The organism is Mangrovibacterium lignilyticum (genome assembly GCF_010882175.1).
Taxonomy (GTDB): Bacteria; Bacteroidota; Bacteroidia; order Bacteroidales; family Prolixibacteraceae; genus Mangrovibacterium; species Mangrovibacterium lignilyticum.
In genome coordinates, this window is sequence record NZ_WKLH01000002.1 from 173,810 (window position 1) to 192,586 (window position 18,777).

An 18,777-nucleotide genomic window follows, 5' to 3' on the forward strand; every position below is an offset into this window, starting at 1 on the left:
AGCATTCCTTCATGAATTGCGGCTCCCGGATCTGACACAATAACCCGCGGAAACTTTCCTTTTCAGAATGACCGCTAAATTCGGTTCGTTTGTTAGGAGTTACGCGAACCGATTCCTTGAAATCCATCCTCTTTTGATTTTTCAGTTTCTGGTTTCTTTTCACCGGAAAAGTCAGGGCTAAAGCATGATTCCGTTTCGGTTTAAGGGAATTTTTGCCGTTAAAATTTGTATTTTTGGTGACGTTTTTAACTACTCAATTCATCTATGTTTCTGCGAATAGAAACAAAAACTACTAATTATGAACCGTTTAAACCGTTACCTACTTATTCTCCTTTTTGGGGGATTATCATTTACCGGAAATTCTCAATCCAATAGCAAACAAAATTCGTACTGGCCTGAAATTAAGCAGGAAGCTAAACCGTGGACCCGTTGGTGGTGGTTGGGAAGTGCAGTCGATCAGCAAAATCTTGACCGATTGATTAAAGAATATGCCGACAAAGGTATAGGTGGTGTTGAGATTACGCCAATTTATGGTGTAAAAGGGGAAGAAGCAAATAATATCGATTTTCTGTCACCCAAATGGATAAGCATGCTCAAAGAGACTGTAGATACCGGACAGGCGAATGATTTGGGAGTTGATATGAATACCGGAACCGGTTGGCCCTTTGGCGGCCCTTTAGTGACCGATGAATTTGCAGCCAAAAAGATGCTCTTCCATCAACTTGGAAGTCTTTCTCAGGATGAAGTAAACCAATTTGTCGATTCTATAAAAAGCTCAACTGAGGAAGAATTGATCGCTTTGTCTGCTTTTAATCAGGAAAATCAACGGATAAATTTATTCGCCGAAGGAAGCTCAGTGAATGATATTGATGACGACAACACATTGGTCATCGCAGTGACCGAGTCTAATACAGGGCAAAAAGTGAAACGCGCAGCTCCCGGTGGCGAAGGCTTGGTTTTTAATCATTTCTCGAAACGTTCAACCTTGCAATATTTGGATCGGTTTGATAAAGCTTTTCATGGAAATCCAGGCGTCCGTTGCTTTTTTAACGATAGTTACGAGCTGGAGAGCGCCAGTGCTGCAAGAGAACTTTTTGGAACCTTTAAAAAATTGAAAGGCTACGATCTGGCGCTTTATACCAGGGAAATGAGCGGAGAAGGAAACGCGGACACAATTGCTCGTGTGAAAGCCGACTACCGCGATGTCTTGGGTGATATGCTACTTCATAATTTCACCCAAACATGGACGAACTGGGCCAACACTTATGGTGCTGTTACCCGCAACCAGGCGCATGGTTCACCGGGCAATTTGATCGATTTGTATGCCGCGGTGGGTATTCCTGAAATGGAAACTTTTCATGCGACAAACTTTCCGTTTTTACAGGATTTTATTGATCGTAGTGATGCTAAACATACCGAAAGCAACAAACTGTTCAAAAAGTTTTCATCGTCTGCAGCCCATATGAAAGGCGAGAATCTTGTTTCTTGCGAAAGTTTCACATGGTTGAACGAACATTTCAAAACACCTCTTTATCAGTGCAAAGCCGAGCTTGACGAGCTGTTTGTGAAAGGCGTAACCCACCTGTTTTTTCACGGAACAGCCTATTCGCCAGAGCGTGCCGGGTGGCCGGGATGGTGTTTCTATGCTTCAACACACATGGATCCGAATAATCCGCAATGGGCCCATATCGATGCGATGAACAGTTATATTGCTCGTTGCCAGTCGGTTTTGCAAGCAGGTCAGCATACCAACAATTTTCTTGTATTTTGGTCACCGGACGACTACAATTACGATGCTAACGGTCTCGAAAAAAAGCTGACGTTACATAACTCAGAAAACTGGGTCAATATGCCGGAAATTGAGGATTTGCTTGATGAAGGTTATTTGTTCGATTTCACAACCGATCGCATTATCGCGGACATGAAAGTTGAAGGGAAAGATGTTGTTACGGTTGACCGTGTTCCGTACAAAGCAATTTTGTTGCCAAAGATTCATCGAATCAAATTGGCTACTTTTACAAAGCTTCTGACATTGGCCGATGAAGGCGCGACGATTATTTTTAGCAATATACCCAAGCAGGTTTCCGGCTTCAATAATTATCAGGAAAAAGAAGCAGAACTGGCAGAACTGGTTCGTAAACTGCAGTTTTCCGATAAAGATGATTTTCAGTTTGCTGAAAAAGGGAAAGGGGCAATTTATGTCGGAAACGCCGAGGCTGCGCTAAAAGATTATGGCATCCAACGAGAAAGCCTGAATGATTACCACATCAAAAGCATTTCGCGTAAAACCGATTCCGGCTACTATTATTTTATTGCCAATCACGAAAAGGAAGATGTTGATGCGTGGCTGCCCTTCAAGTATTTTGCGAAGAATGCTTTGTTGATGAATCCGATGAACGGAGATATGGCTGTAGCCGAAACCGATCAGAATAAAGTTAAAATTGCTTTGAAGTCGGGTGAGTCGATAATTGTTTATTTCACAGATGATGATTTATCGGGTGTTGAAAAGTACCAGCCAATGGCGGAAGGAAACGCGTTGGTTCTTGAAAACGGGTGGAAGCTGAAAGCTTTGAACGGTGGTCCGGAGTTGTTCTCAGAGGTTACATTGCCTGAATTGAAATTCTGGACTGAATTGGATGGTGACATTTACCAAAATTTCGCCGGAACGGCTCAATATACGACGACATTTAAAATGAAAAGGCCTCAGGCAAGCGGTTATTTGCTGCGTCTGGACAAAGTAGAGGCTTCCGTGAAAGTGTTTGTGAACGATCAGGAAGTGGCGACACTTTGGAGTTTTCCGTTTGAGGTTGAAGTTGGTAAATATCTGACGAAAGGGGAAAATACGCTCCGCCTCGAGGTTTGCAACCTGGCAGCCAATCGGATCCGTTACATGGATCAAGAAGGCATTGAATGGAAGAAATTTGAAAATATCAATATTGTCGATCTTGATTACAAACCACTGGATGCTTCCAAATGGGAAGTATTGCCATCAGGAATCAGTGGAAACGTTGAGTTGATCGAACAGATCGTAAAATAGATCCAGAATATCACATGACTGGACCAAAGAAGAGTCCTCGTGAACGGTTGTTTACGAGGACTTTTTTTATGTCTTTTTTTAATTAAAAGACAGCTTTTGCGAATTACTGTTAGCCGTGATTTCTTAGCTGATCAATAATTTATTTTTGATATAAATGGATACTAATATCCCAATTATTGGGGATTGCCGGTAGAAATGGGTACTGGTACTTTTGAAGCAGAATAATAACCTGTTTCGCCATGAAAAAACTTGATGCAAGGATCTGCCTTGCTTTACTATTACTTTTTGTATGCTCTTGTACTAGTCAGAACGATGATAACTTACCCTCAAAACTGGACGGTGAGGCTGCAGGAGGCGACATGACTGTTTACCTGAGTACCAGTCAGGCTTTTGGTACACCTGCTCCAAACTTAAGCGCTGAAAACCTTATTTTTCATCAGAATGGTGATGTTGCATTCGAAGCAACATTTGTCTCTAACCCTTCACCTAAGAACGGCGGTTTGGGGCCTGTTTTTAACAACAATGCGTGCAATTCATGCCATCCTGCTGATGGTCGCGCTTCTTTTCCGTCAAACGTGAACGCCATGAGTGGCTTTTTCTTTCGCATCAGTGTTCCCGGAACCGACGAGCATGGAGGTCCAAAACCAGTACCCGGTTTCGGCACCCAGTTGCAACATCAGGCGCTTTACGGCTACGAACCGGAAGGGAAGTTGCAGGTATTTTATAGTGAGCGGGTTGTCCAATTAGCTGATGGAACAGCAGTAAGCCTGCAAGTTCCGGAATACGAAATTATCAATCCATACATGGAGTTGCCGGCTGATGTGCAGATATCACCAAGAATCGGGATGCCTGTTTTTGGGTTAGGCTTATTGGACGCCATTCCGGATGAATCAATCCTGGCCAACGCTGATCCGGATGATTTGGATGAGGATGGTATATCGGGAAAGGCGAACTATGTGTGGGATGTTGTCAGCCAGTCGATGCAACTGGGACGATTTGGATGGAAAGCAGGAACGGCCAGTATTTTGGCCCAGTCGGTTGGTGCATACAGTGGCGATATGGGCTTAACAACTTACTTGCACCCTGTACCGGATACTTACGGGCAGACCAATGGCGACACGGCCATAACTTCGGTTGAAGTTAGTCGCGAAGAGGTGGAAAAAGTTGTTTTCTATGGACAAACGTTGGGAGTTCCGGCTGCCCGAAACCTGGATGATGTTCAGGTAATCAAAGGCCGCCAGGTTTTCGATAAACTGAACTGCAAAGCTTGTCACATTCCTTCATTCACCACAGGAGCCGATTATTCACTGGCGGAAGCCCGCAATCAGAAAATTTACCCTTATACGGACATGCTATTGCACGATATGGGAGATGATCTGGCTGACAATCGCGATGAATTTGCAGCTAACGGAAAAGAATGGAAAACCCGCCCGCTTTGGGGAATTGGATTGACAAAACTGACCAGCGGCCATACCAGCTTTTTGCACGACGGACGTGCTCGTAATCTGACCGAAGCCATTTTGTGGCATGGAGGTGAAGCTGAAGAATCACGGGATGGTTTTATCAATCTATCAACTGCTGATCGGGAAGCTTTGTTGGTTTTTTTGAATGCCCTCTAAGGTATTAATCTAATCAAATGAATATTTAGTATAAATATGAAATTCCCAACTATTAGGGATTGTAGTACTCCTGATAAGAGTGTTGCTTTGCATAAATTAAATTCTTACAGATCTTTTAGTATGAAAAAGCTTATTTTGCCCTTATGGGTAATTATATTCCTGATTGCGACAACAAATGCAAAAGCTCAGAATCAGGATTCGACCTACTCCGTTGGTGCCGGTTTTAGTAAATACCGCTTCGGAGGATACGGTGAAATTCTTTACCAGCATATGGACTATGGCGCCGACCGCTACAATGATCCTAGTGGTGCGCCGAGTGAAAATCGTGCATCAATGACGATACCACGAGTGGTGTTTACTTTCGATTACAAGTTTACTCCCGACATTACTTTTTCTTCGGAAGTTGAGTTCGAATATGGCGGAACAGGTTCTGCACTGGAACTGGAATACGAGGAGTTTGGAGAGTACGAAATGGAAGTAGAGAAAGCAGGCGAGGTGGTTCTGGAACAAATACATTTAACCAAGTTTTTCAGTCCCTACTTTAGTGTTCGGGTGGGACACATGATTATCCCGGTTGGTCAAACCAATAACCGCCACGAATCAATTTTGTACTACGGAACAGTTCGCCCGGAAAGTGAAAGCAGTATTATTCCGCTGACCTGGCACGAAACCGGTCTTTCGATTTTGGGGCGATACAGGGCGTGGTCCTATCAGATTTTCGTGGTAAACGGACTGGATGCCAACGGTTTTTCATCGGCTTACTGGGTTCGTGACGGGAAACAGGGCATTTTTGAAAATGTAAAAATGACTGACCCCGCATTTGCCTGGCGGATTGAAAATACGCGGATACGTGGGTTACGACTGGCCTCATCCGGCTACTGGGGAAACAGTACCGGAAATACTCAAAAACCTGCAAAGATGGCTCATTTGGACGGAAGAGTGGCAATCGTCTCGGGTGAGTTTGAATATACTTCCCGCCGCCTGACTGCCCGTGGAAATGTGATCTACGGCGACCTGACTGATTCTCGTGAGATCTCGACGATTAACCAGAGTATTTCTTCAAACATTCAGTATCAACGAACACCTGTTGCTAAAAATGCATTGGCTTATGGCGGTGAGTTCGGTTATAACCTTTACCTGAAACAGCCGGGGTCAAAGTTGACTCCTTTTGTTCGCTACGAGTACTATAACTCAATGGAGAACACAGACGGAGACCAATTGGCAGACAAACGCTACCAGCGCGATATTTTAACCTGTGGTGTAAACTATTCTCTGAATCAGGCGATTGCGCTGAAAGCGGATTACAGCCTTCGTCGCATTGGATTGGGCGACTACAACAACGAAAACACTTTTGGACTGGCTTTGGTGTATACCGGCTGGTTCATGTCGAAATAATTTTGAAACCACTTTAATCTTATAGCATGAAACAAATTGGAATTTTTATACTTACCCTTTGCTTGTTAAACAGCTGTTCGAAGTCAGACGATCTGGTCGACAGCGAAGAAAGCTACGATTACTCAGCCATTTTAGAGGCTTTTGTGACGAATACCGCCATCCCGACTTATGCGGATATGAAAAACAATTCGATTGAGTTGTTAAGCTCGGTTGACGCTTTTGTTGAAACAGGAGCACAAACCGATTTGGATCAGGCTTGCCTGGACTGGAAAGCGACACGTAAAGCCTGGGAGTCAAGCGAAGCATTTTTGTTTGGTCCGGCAGACTATAATAACCTGGATCCGCTATTGGACTCATGGCCATTGGACCAGGCGCAGCTGGACCAGGTTTTGGCTGGCGAACAGGAATTAACAGCTGACTTTGTGCGCGACGGACTAGGCGCTTTGCTGCGCGGTTTCCATACGATCGAATACTTGTTATTCCGCGATGGAGCAGCGCGTACCGCTGCTGATGTAACCGACCGCGAAAAAGAATACCTGGCTGCCGTAGCGGAAGTGCTACGCGACGATTGTATCACTCTTTGGGCACTTTGGGCCGGTGTTGATGATGGAACTACAGAGGCTCAAATTATGGAAGATTTGGGTATTGATGTAAGCAGTCCCTTTGGTGCGCAACTGAAAAATGCCGGTCAGGCCGGAAGCAGTTACTTGTCGCAGGTAAATGCCGTTGAAGAAATTATCGAAGGGATGATTGCCATTGCCGACGAGGTTGCAAACGGAAAAATTGCAGAGCCTGTAGGTAGCGGAAATGTGTTGGATGTGGAATCATGGTTCAGCTGGAACTCATTGACAGACTTCAAAAACAACATTCGAAGTGTCCAAAACAGCTACATCAATGGCTATGACGGAAGTACGCCGGGAGCGAGCCTTTCGGCCTATGTAGCAGAGCTCGATGCGTCGGTTGATGCGTCGATGAAAGCTAAACTTCAGGCTTCACTTGACGCCTTGGATGCTATTCCGGAGCCTTTCCGCAATAACCTGGGTGACGAAGAAAAAACGACGGCAGCGATCAATGCGATCAACGCGTTGGCGACAGCATTGCAAAACGAGGTAAAACCCTTAGTTGTAGAATAACGACTGACCTTCGGATCACGATTCTACATTTATTTGAAATACTCTTTCCAAGGCGTTTATCGCGCCTGGAAAGAGTGATTTTTAGTTTCAGACGATATCGGTTCAACGATGAAAGTTAAATTCAATATGCCGTTTATAAAACCATTTTTGTCCATTCTAATAGGGGGGATGGTGCTTGCTTTTATGGCCTTTAGGCCCTCTGCCGCCAAAGAGCTAACTGCTGAATTGTATAGTTATGATACCGGATCGGGAAAAACGGAATTCTACCAGGTGAAAAATGCAGAAGGGTTACCGCTCTATTACTACCGGGATATCGATCAATATCCATGTGACGATTCGGTTTGTGCGAAGATGGTGTTGCGGATTTACTGGGATATTTGGGGGAATTTCCTGAAAATTGCCCTGGCCGATAGCCAGCAGCTGACTAAGATTGGACATCAGCCCTTTTCCCAAAAGGATTACGAGCGACTGCATCGCTTGTTAAATGATCCCAAATGCAACCTGCAGTATTACAAAATGGATGATCTGACCGATAAGGAATCGGAGCATGCTTATTACAATGTCGATGCCGTTTCGGCCGCAACGGTCGTCAATTTCACTTTCGACTCGGTGAAAGGTGCAGTCAAGACCTGTTACACCCTTTGGAAAATTGTACACGGAGATATGGTCTCACAGATTTGCCAAACAACCACTGCCGAATTGGATCAGTGGACGGTCCGAGAAGACGACAAAAGATTGGTCGAATTCGTCAATAGTGACTCGGTTGGTCAGAAAACGATCGATTCCTTGAATGCGAGTTTCAAGCCGGATAATTCGTTGGTATTTTTCAGCCTGATTGAGTTAAATCGCAAAAAATCGGCAGCCTCGAAAAAAACGATGGAGCAATTGAGTTTAACTTTAATTCAATCCGGATCAGTAGAAGAAGTCGCGACCTACAACTTTCTGCTGTTGGAGAAATATATGAAAAAGCTGGTTCGTGATTACGAATTATCATTGGACTATTTTCAAGATATCCGATAAATATGCTCTTCAATTTTTCGAATTCGACCTCTTGCATAAAATGATTTTCTTGTTGTATCTTTCAGTCTATGATTGACAATATTATTAACTATTTGGAAGAAGAGCTGGTTGAAACGTTGGGTTCTGGTTTTCAAGTCCAGCGAAAAGAGGCAGTTGGTGGAGGCTGCATCAGTCATACTTATCGGTTGTACACAACGAAGGGGGTATTTTTTCTGAAGTGGAACTATTCCTGTGCCGATGATTTATTTGTTCGCGAAGCTGAATGTTTAACTGAATTGCGGAAACTGGCGGGAACCCAATTGGTTGTTCCTGAGGTGATTTTGGCACAGGAGGCCGGAGAGATGAGCGGATTCATTTTGATGGAAAATCTGGAAAGCGGACGCGTTTCAAATCAGGATGAAAAGTTGGGAAGGGGACTGGCACATTTGCACCGGGTTCAACAAAAAGATTACGGCTTTGGAAACGACAACTATTGCGGAGCAACGCCGCAACTCAATAATTGGAACGAATCGTGGATCGACTTTTTTGCTGAAAACCGCTTGGGATGGATGATCCGTTTAATTCGCAATAACCGCGATTTGTCGGGCGCAGAACTGACCGTTTATGAAGATTTGATTGACCGTCTTCCGCAATTGATTCCCGACAATCCCGGCGCATCACTCATTCACGGTGATTTATGGTCGGGAAATTATCTGTACACGTCGAATGGGCCGGCGATAATAGATCCGGCGTCTTACTACGCTCATCGTGAAATGGAATTGTCTATCATGCAGATGTTTGGTGGTTTTTCTCCTAAATGTTGGGCTGCTTACCAGGAGGCATTCCCGCTAAATGATGGATGGGAAGAGCGTGTTCAGCTTTACCAGCTGTACCACATTCTGAATCATTATTACCTTTTTGGCGGAAGTTACGGACAGCAAGCGCTGTCGGTGGCCAAAAGGTTTATCTGATCGAAGGGATGACGTCGACGATTTTAAATTTCTACCAACTGATTTTTGATGGCGTACATGACTAGTTGAGCGGTGTTTTTACATTCGCTTTTTTCAAGAATGTTTGCCCGGTGCTTGTCTACAGTTCGTTTCGAAATAAACAGCTGATCCGCGATTTCCTGGTTTGAGAATCCTTGGCAGATCAAAATCAAAATTTCAATCTCCCGATCTGATAAGCCCGATTGAGGCTCCTGATTTTGATTGCTACTGCGCAGACTGTTCACCAAGGTCTGCAGGAGCTCGCTCGAAAAATAGTTTCCTCCTTCCAACACGGTGTCAATCGCTGTTTTCACCTCGTTCATGTCCGAGTTTTTCAGCAAAAAGCCTTTTACCCCGGCATCTACCATCTTGTAATAATAGTCCTCTTCACCATACATCGACAAGGTGATTATTTTAAGATTCGGGTATTTATCCATCGCTAATTTGGCTGCAGTAATCCCGTCCATAACCGGCATGTCAATGTCCAGTAAAACAATGTCCGGAGTCATTTCTTCCAATAAATCCAGAAATTCCTGTCCGTTTGAAGCTTCTCCGGCTACCTGGTACTTTTGAATGGTATTCAGTAAAATACGCAGTCCGTTGCGGAACAAGGTATGGTCGTCAACCAAAACTATTTTAAAAATCGAATCATTCATTCTCAATTCCAACTTTTATTAGTACATGTGTTCCCTTTCCGGGCTGACTATCAACATGAATTTCGCCCTTCAGAGAGTTTATCCGGGAGAAGATATTGGAAAAGCCCATTCCACTGTTACTGGGGCGGTCAAGCAACCGTTCCTTGTGAAAGCCTTTGCCGTTATCCTGATACACAATGGTAAGATTTTTTTCTTCTTTGGTCAAACTGATCTCTATTTTTTTTGCTTTGGCATGTTTGATTGTATTATTGATCAATTCGCACACCACACGGTACAAGACCACTTCAATATTATTGTCGAATCGCTCCGAGCCTAAATTCGATTTTAACGTAATGTGCAAGGCCTTTGTCGCGTTGATTTTATTGATGAAGTTTCGGATAGCTCTTGCCAGTCCAAAGTTGTCAAGCACGTGTGGACTGAGGTTGTCCGAGATTTCTTTCAGCGACTTTATCGCTTCGTTAATCACCATCTCCGTATTTTTAACAATCTCCATGGAGCTTTTATCGTGTTCCAGTTGCTCCAGACTGGAAATGGACATTTTTACGGTTGATAACAAGGGGCCGAGTCCGTCGTGCAAATCTTTGGCAAAACGTTTGCGCTCCTTTTCTTCTGTTTGAATAATCGCATTCAAGAACATTTTTTCCGTCAGCCGCCGCGAATCTTCCACCCGTTTCATATACTTGAAAATCTTCTGAATCATGAAAACACCGATGGCAAAGGTGAGTGACATGGCAACACCCGACCACACCATAAATTCACCCAATTCCTGCGACTGAAATTTGCTGATATAGGGGAGCAGTTCCACCAACAGGCGAACGGCCATCACCAGAAACCCAATAGTAAGCAAAATCCATGAGAAGTTATATTTGGTTTCTTTCGTGAGCTTGATGGCTACGGCCACAGCAAAAAACTGAAGGATGATAGCAATTACCAGAAGAAATTGAAGAATCATTGCGTTGTATTTTAGCGATTGCTTTGTGCAAGTTCCTGAGTTTGGGCAGGTCATGCGTTGGCAATTCCGGTGAACTACAAATGTACAAACTCTTGGGCCTTTTCATAATCCTAATTTGCCCGGAAAATGTGATTAACCGTGCCCGGAAAATTGTACTTTTAGCTACAAATTACAAGCACAGCAGCTCAAAAAGGATTGCGTTGCTAAAATCAACCCTGCATGTCTCAACTTCAAATCTATAAAGCTTCTGCCGGATCGGGAAAAACCTTTCGTCTGGCAGTTGAATACCTGAAAATTGCGCTTTCCGGTGAGTTCAACTACAAAAACATCCTGGCGGTGACTTTCACCAATAAAGCAACCACCGAGATGAAAGAGCGAGTTATTGAGGAACTGTATGAGCTGGGACAGGGCAAAAAGACGGCTTACCTTGATGTGCTGAAAGAAGAGATGAACTTGTCGGAACCGGAGCTGGTATTGCGTGCACAAAACGCCTTGAAGAACCTCTTGCACGACTATTCCCGCTTTTCAATCAGTACGATTGATAGTTTTTTTCAGCGGGTAATCAAAGCCTTTAACCGCGAATTGGGAATCAATACGGCGTACCAGGTTGATCTGGAAGATGACCGGATTTTGGATGAAGCGGTTGATCAGTTGTTGCTTTCTATCGACGATGATCCGGAGTTACTGTCGTGGTTGAAACAGTTTGCGGAGGACAAAATCCGGGAAGGAGATGGCTGGAACCTGAAGGGTGATATTCTGTCGCTGGGCCGCCAGATCTACAATGAAACATTCCGCCAGTTAAGCCCGGTTTTGAATGAAAAGCTGAGCGACAAAAAATTCATTCGGAAGTATCGTGCCGAGTTGCGCCGAATTATTGTCAATTTTGAGACTGAATTGAAGAATCTGGGTGAAAAAGGGTTGGGAATCATGCGTCAGGGTGGTGTGACGGTCGATGATTTTAAATATAAGAAAGCTGGTGCCGCTTCAGCCTTCGATAAACTGGCCAGGAACGATTTTGCACCTTCGACCAGAGTTCTGGATGTGGTAAGTGATGTGGCTGTTTTTCACGATAAAAAGGCTTCAGCCCATGTCATTAATCTGGCGAATCAGCTGCAGCCTGTTTTGGTTGAAGCAGTAGATTTTCACCGCGAAAACATTTCAAATTACAATACCGCCCGACTCATTGTCAACCAACTGTACACGTTGGGTATTTTGGTCGATTTACAGGAAACGGTTCGCAAGTTGACCCGCGAAAAAGGGGTGATTCTGATTTCCGAATCGGGAAACCTGCTTAAGCAGATTATCGATGATTCGGACACGCCATTCATTTATGAAAAAACGGGGGTGTATTACAAGCACTTCATGATTGATGAGTTTCAGGATACCTCCGGTTTGCAGTGGGGTAATTTCAGGCCGTTGGTCGGAAATTCGTTGGCCGAGAATAATCTGGGGATGTTGGTGGGCGATGTGAAACAGGCAATTTACCGCTGGCGAAATGGCGATTGGAACCTGCTGGCCAACGAAGTGTCGCAAGCTTTTCCGGCCAATGGGGCGGAGGAGAAGCAGCTGAGCCAAAACTGGCGGAGTTCGGGGACGGTGATCCGTTTCAATAACCGGATTTTCCAGGTTGTGCCACAGCTTATTCAGCAACATTTCTCGGCTGAGATTGCCGAGGCAGGCTTACCTGATAATTTGTTTGGCGATGCGATTTTGGGAATTTATCAAGAAGCTTTGCAGGAAATCGGGCGAACGGAGACCAAAGATGCCGGATACATTCACATGCGTTTTCTGGAGAAGAAACGGAGTGACGATGAAGCCAGCAATGAGGAGTTAATTTTGGGAGAATTGGTCGAGTCGATTCGAACGGCACAGAATAAGGGGGTGAAAGCCAGCGACATGGCGATCCTGGTTCGCACCAAAGCTGAAGCAAAAGTGATCGCCGATTGCTTGCTTACTGAAAAAGCTGCCGGTGACGAAACATACAATTTCAACGTTTTGTCGGGCGAGAGTTTGTATGTCAAGAATGCCGATTCGGTGTCGTTTCTTATTTCCATGCTTCGCCTGTTGAAAGATCCGGATGATGATCTGGCGTTGACCTTCGCCAATTACGAGTTTTACGGGACAATTGAGCCCGCATTGGCTGCAATGGACAAACAAGTTGATTGGGTGGTGGAACCCGGTGCAGGACAATTGCAAATGGATTTTACGCCGCCTTATGATCCAGATCTGGCAGAACGTTTTGAAGATTATAAAAAGGATGAAAATAAACTGTTTGAGTTTTTGAAGAGCAGCTATTTCAATCATCAATTGGCCGCTCAAAATTTACAGGAGGTAATTTTCACCCTCAGTAATCGGTTCTTTTTATTTGACTTTCAGGACGAATTGGCTTACCTCCAGGCGTTCATCGATCATGTGTCAAACTACATGAAAAACAGAAGTGCTGATTTATCCGGGTTCCTTGCCTGGTGGGACGAGCAGGGACAAAAGAAAACCATTTCGGTTTCCGAGGAACTGGATGCTATTCGCATTCAAACCATCCACAAAGCCAAAGGGCTTGAGTACGCTTGCGTGTTTATTCCTTTTTGCGACTGGTCGTTGGGAATTTCGGCCCAACATGCGCCGGTAATTTGGTGCCAGCCCGCAGTGGCGCCTTTTAACCAATTGGAGCTGGTGCCGGTCAAATACAACAAATCCATGGGATTGTCGCATTTCTTTCATGAATATTTTAGCGAAATCCGAGCCAACTATATCGATAACCTGAATATGCTGTATGTCGCTTTTACGCGTGCAAAGACAGCGCTGTACACTTGGTCGGAATACGGAAAGAAGCTTTCTTCGGTCGGTGACTTACTGAAAATGAGTGTGAATACCGAAGAAGGATTTCCGTTTAACGGGCGGGAAGATATCTGTACCAAATTAACCGGTAATTACGACGAAAAAAAGCAATTAATGGAGATCGGCACGTTGAGCGCTTCGCCGGTAAAGGAAGTGCAAGCAAACGGAGCGCTGGCCTTAGATCGGTTTCAGTTTAAAGATTTCAGCGCTTACCTACGTTTGCGGAAGAACCACGAAAATTTCTTCGAACCGGGTGAATCGTACGAGAAGAAAATCAACCGGGGGCGACTGGTTCACGAGGTGCTGGCTCAGATTGAAACAGCGGATCAGCTGGAACAGGCTTGTGACGAATTGATTTTTAAGGGCATGATGACCGAAGATGAAGCCGCTGAAATCCGGCCGCAGTTGGAAGAGTTGATTGCTGACCCAGAGGTTGCCTCCTGGTTTGACGGATCGTACAGGGTACTGAACGAGCACAATATTATTACCGGTTATGCCGGGGTGAAGCGCCCCGATCGCATTATGCTGTCGGATGATGAAGTGATAGTCGTGGACTATAAATCGGGCGAGCACGAATCGGAGAAGTATGTGAAACAGGTGAGGGACTACGTGACTGCGATTGAACAATGCGGCTATCCAAAGGTGAAAGGCTTTATTTGGTACACGCGGATGAATAAGCGGGTACGGGTTAGCTGAATTGGCTAACCCGTACCCGCTTATTCAGTTAGTGCAATAAAAGCGGGCCTTCTGAGCACTTTTCCCGTTCGTGTCCACTGGCGGGGCAGTGTAAGCATTTACGGGCATTTTAATTGTAAAGTCTCCAAATCCAATTCGACTTGTATTAGTTTTCCTTTGGTTTCCGATTAAGGTATCATTGCCAGATTCAGACGTTTTATCGTAAGGTGCGACTAACTTTAATTGAAATTCCTTTGTCCGCAATGTATTTAGGAATCGTTTACAGTTCAAAGGTGCGAGTGACAAACTACAACATCACTTCTTTTTCTTCTTCATATTTTGAATTTTATCACCACGCCTGATTGGTTTTTTGTACCTTTCTTTTAATAGGGTCTGGTAACTTTTTCGCTCGACTTTTTCTTTGCTGTTCTTGGCCGATTTTTCATGAAAAGAAGCCCCTGCTTCAGTAACCGGTTTTTTATGGTACATTTCATCAGGGTCTATCGGTTTGTCCTTCTCTTCAGGAGTAAGCTGGTTCGACACCTGCACTTCTTCAGGCAATTCATTGAACGGAATACTGTAATTCATCAAGCTTTCAATCGACTCCTTTAAAGCTGTTTCCTTCTCACTGTATAAAAGGATGGCTTTCCCACTCTGTTCGGCCCTGCCGGTTCGCCCAATTCTGTGGATATAGTTTTCAGGATAGAAAGGAGTATCAAAACTGATTACGGTGGTAATTTTTTCAATATCAATTCCACGGGCAATAACATCGGTCGCGATCAGAATTCTACTTGTGCCGTTTTCGAACATTTCGATGGATTTCGAACGATGATTTTGTTCTTTACTTGAGTGAATTACCGAAGTTTCAGATTCAAAATTCAATGTTTCAAGTAGTCTGTCGGCATTCGTTTTTGTAGCTACAAAAATTAATACTTTGCTATATTTTTCCTTATCTCCTAATAAATGGTTTAATAAGTTGGCCTTGGTATAAAAATTAGGAACAGCATAAGATTCCTGGCTAATATTTGTCAAAGGTGTACCGCTAATGGAGATGGTTTTCTTAATCGGGTTAACCAGAAAATCATCGATCAATTCATCTACATAGGTAGTCATGGTGGCCGAAAAGAGGATGTTTTGCCGTTTTTCCGGTAGGTGATCGAAGATGTTGTTCAACTGCGTTTTATAGCCAAAATCAAGCATAATATCAACTTCGTCAATCACCAGTTTTTTGATCGATTTTAGTCGTAATACATTACTAAGGGCAAGGTCATACAATCGTCTGGGAGTACCGACAATGATATCCAACCCTTCGGCAATGGCTTTCTTTTGCGTATTTATGTTATTGGTACCCCCGTAAACTCCTAACACTCTTAAGCTGATGTAGGTCGTTAGTTTTTCGATTTGTTCGACTATTTGAATGACCAGTTCTCTGGTGGGAGCCAGGATTAACACCCGGGGGTGTGGTTGATCTGAAAACTTCAAATCCTGCAAGATCGGGAGTAAATAAGCAATTGTCTTTCCGGTTCCGGTTTGTGCAATCCCCACAAAATCGGAGCCACCAAGAATCGTAGAATAGGACTCTGTCTGAATGGGGGTTGGCTTTTCAAACCCTAAATCAGCAATGGCATTTTGCAATTGCTTTTTGATCTTGAAATCTTCGAATGTATTCATGCTGCAAAGTAATTGAGAAAAATCTTCTGGTGAGCGTTTTTATGAGAAAAAAATGGAATTTATCTGCCAATGAGTTCTATCGTAGATCCAAAATGTTTCGCACAAGGTTCAAACTCTTCAAATCTCCATTACTATACTAAGCTCTTTTTCGTTAATGGAGAATTACTGTCCCTTTCCGAACAAAAAAGGATCCGATCTTTACCCAAGATCGGATCCTTCCGTAAAATGATTATGAAGTATTAAATCGGTGCCCGCAACTTACTTCCCTTCAATCCAACTCACAATTTTGGCATCGTCTGGTTTCGTTTTAGGGCTGGCCATGTCAACGAGTTTGCCGTTTTCGTCAATCAGGTATTTCTGGAAGTTCCAGGCAACCGACGAGTCCATGACCCCGTTCTTCGATTTTTCGGTCAGCCAATGGTAAATGGGCGCCATATCGTCGCCTTTTACCGAAATCTTCGACATCATCGGGAAAGTTACGCCATAATTCTTTTGGCAAAATTCCTCAATTTCTTCATTGGTGCCGGGTTCCTGGCTCAGAAAGTTATTGGCCGGAAATCCAACAATAACAAACTTGTCGCCGCCATATTTGTCGTACAATTCCTGTAACCCCTCGTACTGAGGAGTTAGCCCACACTTTGAAGCTGTATTAACGACCAGCACCTTTTTACCTTTCAGGCTGGACAGATCGAAATCATTCCCATCAATATCTTTCACAGTAAAATCGTAAAACGAATTTTGGCCGAAGCTTAATAAGGCCGCAAAGACGAAAATGATGACTAATTCAAATTTTTTCATGGTTTTCAATTTTAATGACAATCATTTATGGTGAAAAACGCTTGTTTGCACCAGTGGTATTTTTGTTCAGTAAATTTTAGTTTAAAACAGTCGCTTTCAGAAAAAGTTTAGGTTGAAGGATTTACAAAAAACGCGCCGCACTGTTAATAAATTCAATCCCGAAAATAGGCTAAAATGTTTATCTTTGGGTTTTCACAAGGAGATTTATGGAGAATTTTATTGTTTCTGCGCGCAAATATCGTCCCGATACGTTTCATTCTGTAGTTGGTCAGGCATCAATTACAGCTACGCTAAAAAACGCTATCAAAAACCAACAATTGGCTCATGCATACTTGTTTTGCGGGCCTCGCGGTGTTGGGAAAACGACTTGCGCCCGTATTTTCGCAAAAACTATCAATTGCCAAAATCTGACCGCAGAGACTGAGCCTTGTAACACTTGTGAATCCTGTCAGGCGTTCAATACTAATCGTTCGTACAATATTCACGAGCTGGATGCGGCATCGAATAACTCGGTGGAAGATATTCGTACCCTGACTGATCAGGTTCGGATACCCCCACAGATTGGCAAATACAGCATCTATATCATTGATGAAGTCCATATGCTGTCTCAGTCGGCGTTCAATGCCTTTCTGAAAACTCTGGAAGAGCCGCCCAAACATGCCTTATTTATTTTGGCAACAACCGAGAAGCATAAAATCATTCCAACGATTTTGTCGCGTTGCCAAATCTTCGACTTTAACCGGATTAAGATCTCTGATATTTCAGGGCATTTAGGATATGTGGCTAAGAGTGAAGCGGTGGAAATTGAGTCGGAAGCGTTGAATGTAATCGCTCAAAAGGCAGATGGTGCTATGCGCGATGCTCTTTCTATCTTCGACCAGATTGTTAGTTTCTCGGGTAAAGACATTACTTATAAGCATGTGATTGCCAACCTGAATGTGCTGGATTACGATTTCTACTTCCGGTTGATTGATCATTTCCTGAAAAACAATGTTCCGGAAGCCTTGATGCTGTTTAATGAAGTGCTGGATCACGGTTTCGACGGACATCATTTTATTACCGGTTTGAGCAGCCATATTCGCGACCTGCTGGTTTGCAAAGACCCGCTGACAGTTCAGTTGCTCGAAGTGGGAGGCGAAATTAAAGAGAAATATAAGCAGCAGGCTGCTGCGTGCGATCAGGAATTTCTTTTCGAAGCATTGAAAGTCGGCAACGAATGTGATATTCAATATAAACAAAGTCAAAACAAACGCTTACTGGTTGAGTTGGCCCTGATTAAAATGGCTCAACTTACCTTAAAAAAAAAATAGCTGACGATACTGAATCGGAGGAGTTGGCACCTATTTTTGAGCAGTTCGCTACAAAGGCGGCTGCCAATGCACCACGAGCTCAATCCAATCAGGCTGTTGCTCAGCCGTCCGAACAACAACATTCGAAGGCACAGAATGAGGTTCAGGAAGAGGCTCCGGCAGCCAAAATAACCACCAAACGGATGATCAAGCGGCGGGGTAGTGGATTTACCCCTTCCATTAAAGATGCCTTGTCCGGTAAATTTGCTGAAGAGAAAGAGGAAGAAACGGCCATCGACAAGATGAAATATTTCACCGGTGAGCAGTTGAATGAGTCGTTTACACAAGAAGCCTTTGATGAAAAATGGGCGGAGTATCTCCTGCGTTTGAATGGGCGTCCTGCCCTGAAAGCATCAATGAGCCGTACACCTCAGATTTTTGACTCATGTAAGCTGAAGCTACAGATCGACAGCAATATTATCGATACTGAAATTAGTAAAATAAAACCGGAATTGGTTTCCTGGCTACGTAAGGAGCTTCGGAATACCAGCATTGAACTGATCACAGAGGTTGTTGAATTGGAAGGAACTTCCAACCGCCCTTATTCTGAACGGGAAAAGCTGGCAGAGATGGTCAAAAAAAATCCGAATGTGAATTTGCTGAAACAAACCTTCAACCTGGATTTTAGTGACCATTGATAAATTTTATTTTAAATCGGTGTGAAAATAT

The 18,777-nt window shown here is 43.9% G+C and carries 13 protein-coding genes; 9 read left to right on the forward strand and 4 right to left on the reverse strand.

Annotated features, from left to right (window positions below; all coding sequences use genetic code 11):
* The first annotated feature begins 298 nt into the window (after positions 1–298).
* From GJV22_RS08100 to GJV22_RS08125, 6 genes are all read left to right on the forward strand, one after another.
* Positions 299–3,037, forward strand: coding sequence for a glycosyl hydrolase (locus GJV22_RS08100; protein WP_163711430.1), 2,739 nt, complete (start codon positions 299–301; stop codon positions 3,035–3,037).
* A gap of 239 nt (positions 3,038–3,276) precedes the next feature.
* Positions 3,277–4,656, forward strand: coding sequence for a di-heme oxidoreductase family protein (locus GJV22_RS08105; protein ID WP_163711432.1), 1,380 nt, complete (start codon positions 3,277–3,279; stop codon positions 4,654–4,656).
* A gap of 120 nt (positions 4,657–4,776) precedes the next feature.
* On the forward strand, positions 4,777–6,051 hold the full coding sequence (locus tag GJV22_RS08110) for a hypothetical protein (protein WP_163711435.1): 1,275 nt from the start codon (positions 4,777–4,779) through the stop codon (positions 6,049–6,051).
* A gap of 26 nt (positions 6,052–6,077) precedes the next feature.
* Positions 6,078–7,184 (forward strand): imelysin family protein, encoded by a 1,107-nt coding sequence (locus GJV22_RS08115; RefSeq protein ID WP_163711438.1) that lies wholly within the window; start codon positions 6,078–6,080, stop codon positions 7,182–7,184.
* 108 nt (positions 7,185–7,292) lie between these two features.
* Positions 7,293–8,204: a hypothetical protein gene (locus tag GJV22_RS08120; protein WP_163711441.1), complete on the forward strand. Its 912-nt coding sequence runs from the start codon at positions 7,293–7,295 to the stop codon at positions 8,202–8,204.
* Between the two features lie 68 nt (positions 8,205–8,272).
* Entirely contained in the window at positions 8,273–9,154 is an 882-nt protein-coding gene (locus tag GJV22_RS08125; protein ID WP_163711444.1) for a fructosamine kinase family protein, read from the forward strand.
* Positions 9,155–9,177: 23 nt separating this feature from the next.
* Here GJV22_RS08125 and GJV22_RS08130 read toward each other — a convergent pair whose 3' ends face one another.
* Together GJV22_RS08130 and GJV22_RS08135 are read right to left on the reverse strand one after the other, a co-directional pair.
* Positions 9,178–9,828, reverse strand: a complete 651-nt coding sequence (locus GJV22_RS08130; protein ID WP_163711447.1) for a response regulator transcription factor — start codon at positions 9,826–9,828, stop codon at positions 9,178–9,180.
* Positions 9,821–10,780, reverse strand: a complete 960-nt coding sequence (locus tag GJV22_RS08135) for a sensor histidine kinase (RefSeq protein ID WP_163711450.1) — start codon at positions 10,778–10,780, stop codon at positions 9,821–9,823. The genes GJV22_RS08130 and GJV22_RS08135 overlap by 8 nt, the downstream gene beginning before the upstream one ends.
* A gap of 219 nt (positions 10,781–10,999) precedes the next feature.
* Between GJV22_RS08135 and GJV22_RS08140 the strand changes: the two genes are divergently transcribed.
* The gene (locus GJV22_RS08140) at positions 11,000–14,311 is read left to right on the forward strand and encodes a UvrD-helicase domain-containing protein (RefSeq protein ID WP_163711453.1); all 3,312 of its coding nucleotides are present in this window, start codon (positions 11,000–11,002) and stop codon (positions 14,309–14,311) included.
* A gap of 294 nt (positions 14,312–14,605) precedes the next feature.
* Here GJV22_RS08140 and GJV22_RS08145 read toward each other — a convergent pair whose 3' ends face one another.
* Both GJV22_RS08145 and GJV22_RS08150 read right to left on the reverse strand, forming a co-directional pair.
* Positions 14,606–15,961 (reverse strand): DEAD/DEAH box helicase, encoded by a 1,356-nt coding sequence (locus GJV22_RS08145; protein WP_163711456.1) that lies wholly within the window; start codon positions 15,959–15,961, stop codon positions 14,606–14,608.
* A 258-nt stretch (positions 15,962–16,219) separates the two neighbouring features.
* Positions 16,220–16,759, reverse strand: coding sequence for a glutathione peroxidase (locus tag GJV22_RS08150; RefSeq protein ID WP_163711460.1), 540 nt, complete (start codon positions 16,757–16,759; stop codon positions 16,220–16,222).
* A gap of 206 nt (positions 16,760–16,965) precedes the next feature.
* On the opposite strand from GJV22_RS08150, the gene GJV22_RS08155 reads away from it, so the two are divergent.
* Positions 16,966–18,069 (forward strand): DNA polymerase III subunit gamma/tau, encoded by a 1,104-nt coding sequence (locus tag GJV22_RS08155; RefSeq protein WP_163711463.1) that lies wholly within the window; start codon positions 16,966–16,968, stop codon positions 18,067–18,069.
* A gap of 23 nt (positions 18,070–18,092) precedes the next feature.
* Positions 18,093–18,746, forward strand: a complete 654-nt coding sequence (locus GJV22_RS08160; RefSeq protein WP_163711466.1) for a hypothetical protein — start codon at positions 18,093–18,095, stop codon at positions 18,744–18,746.
* Positions 18,747–18,777 lie beyond the last annotated feature (31 nt).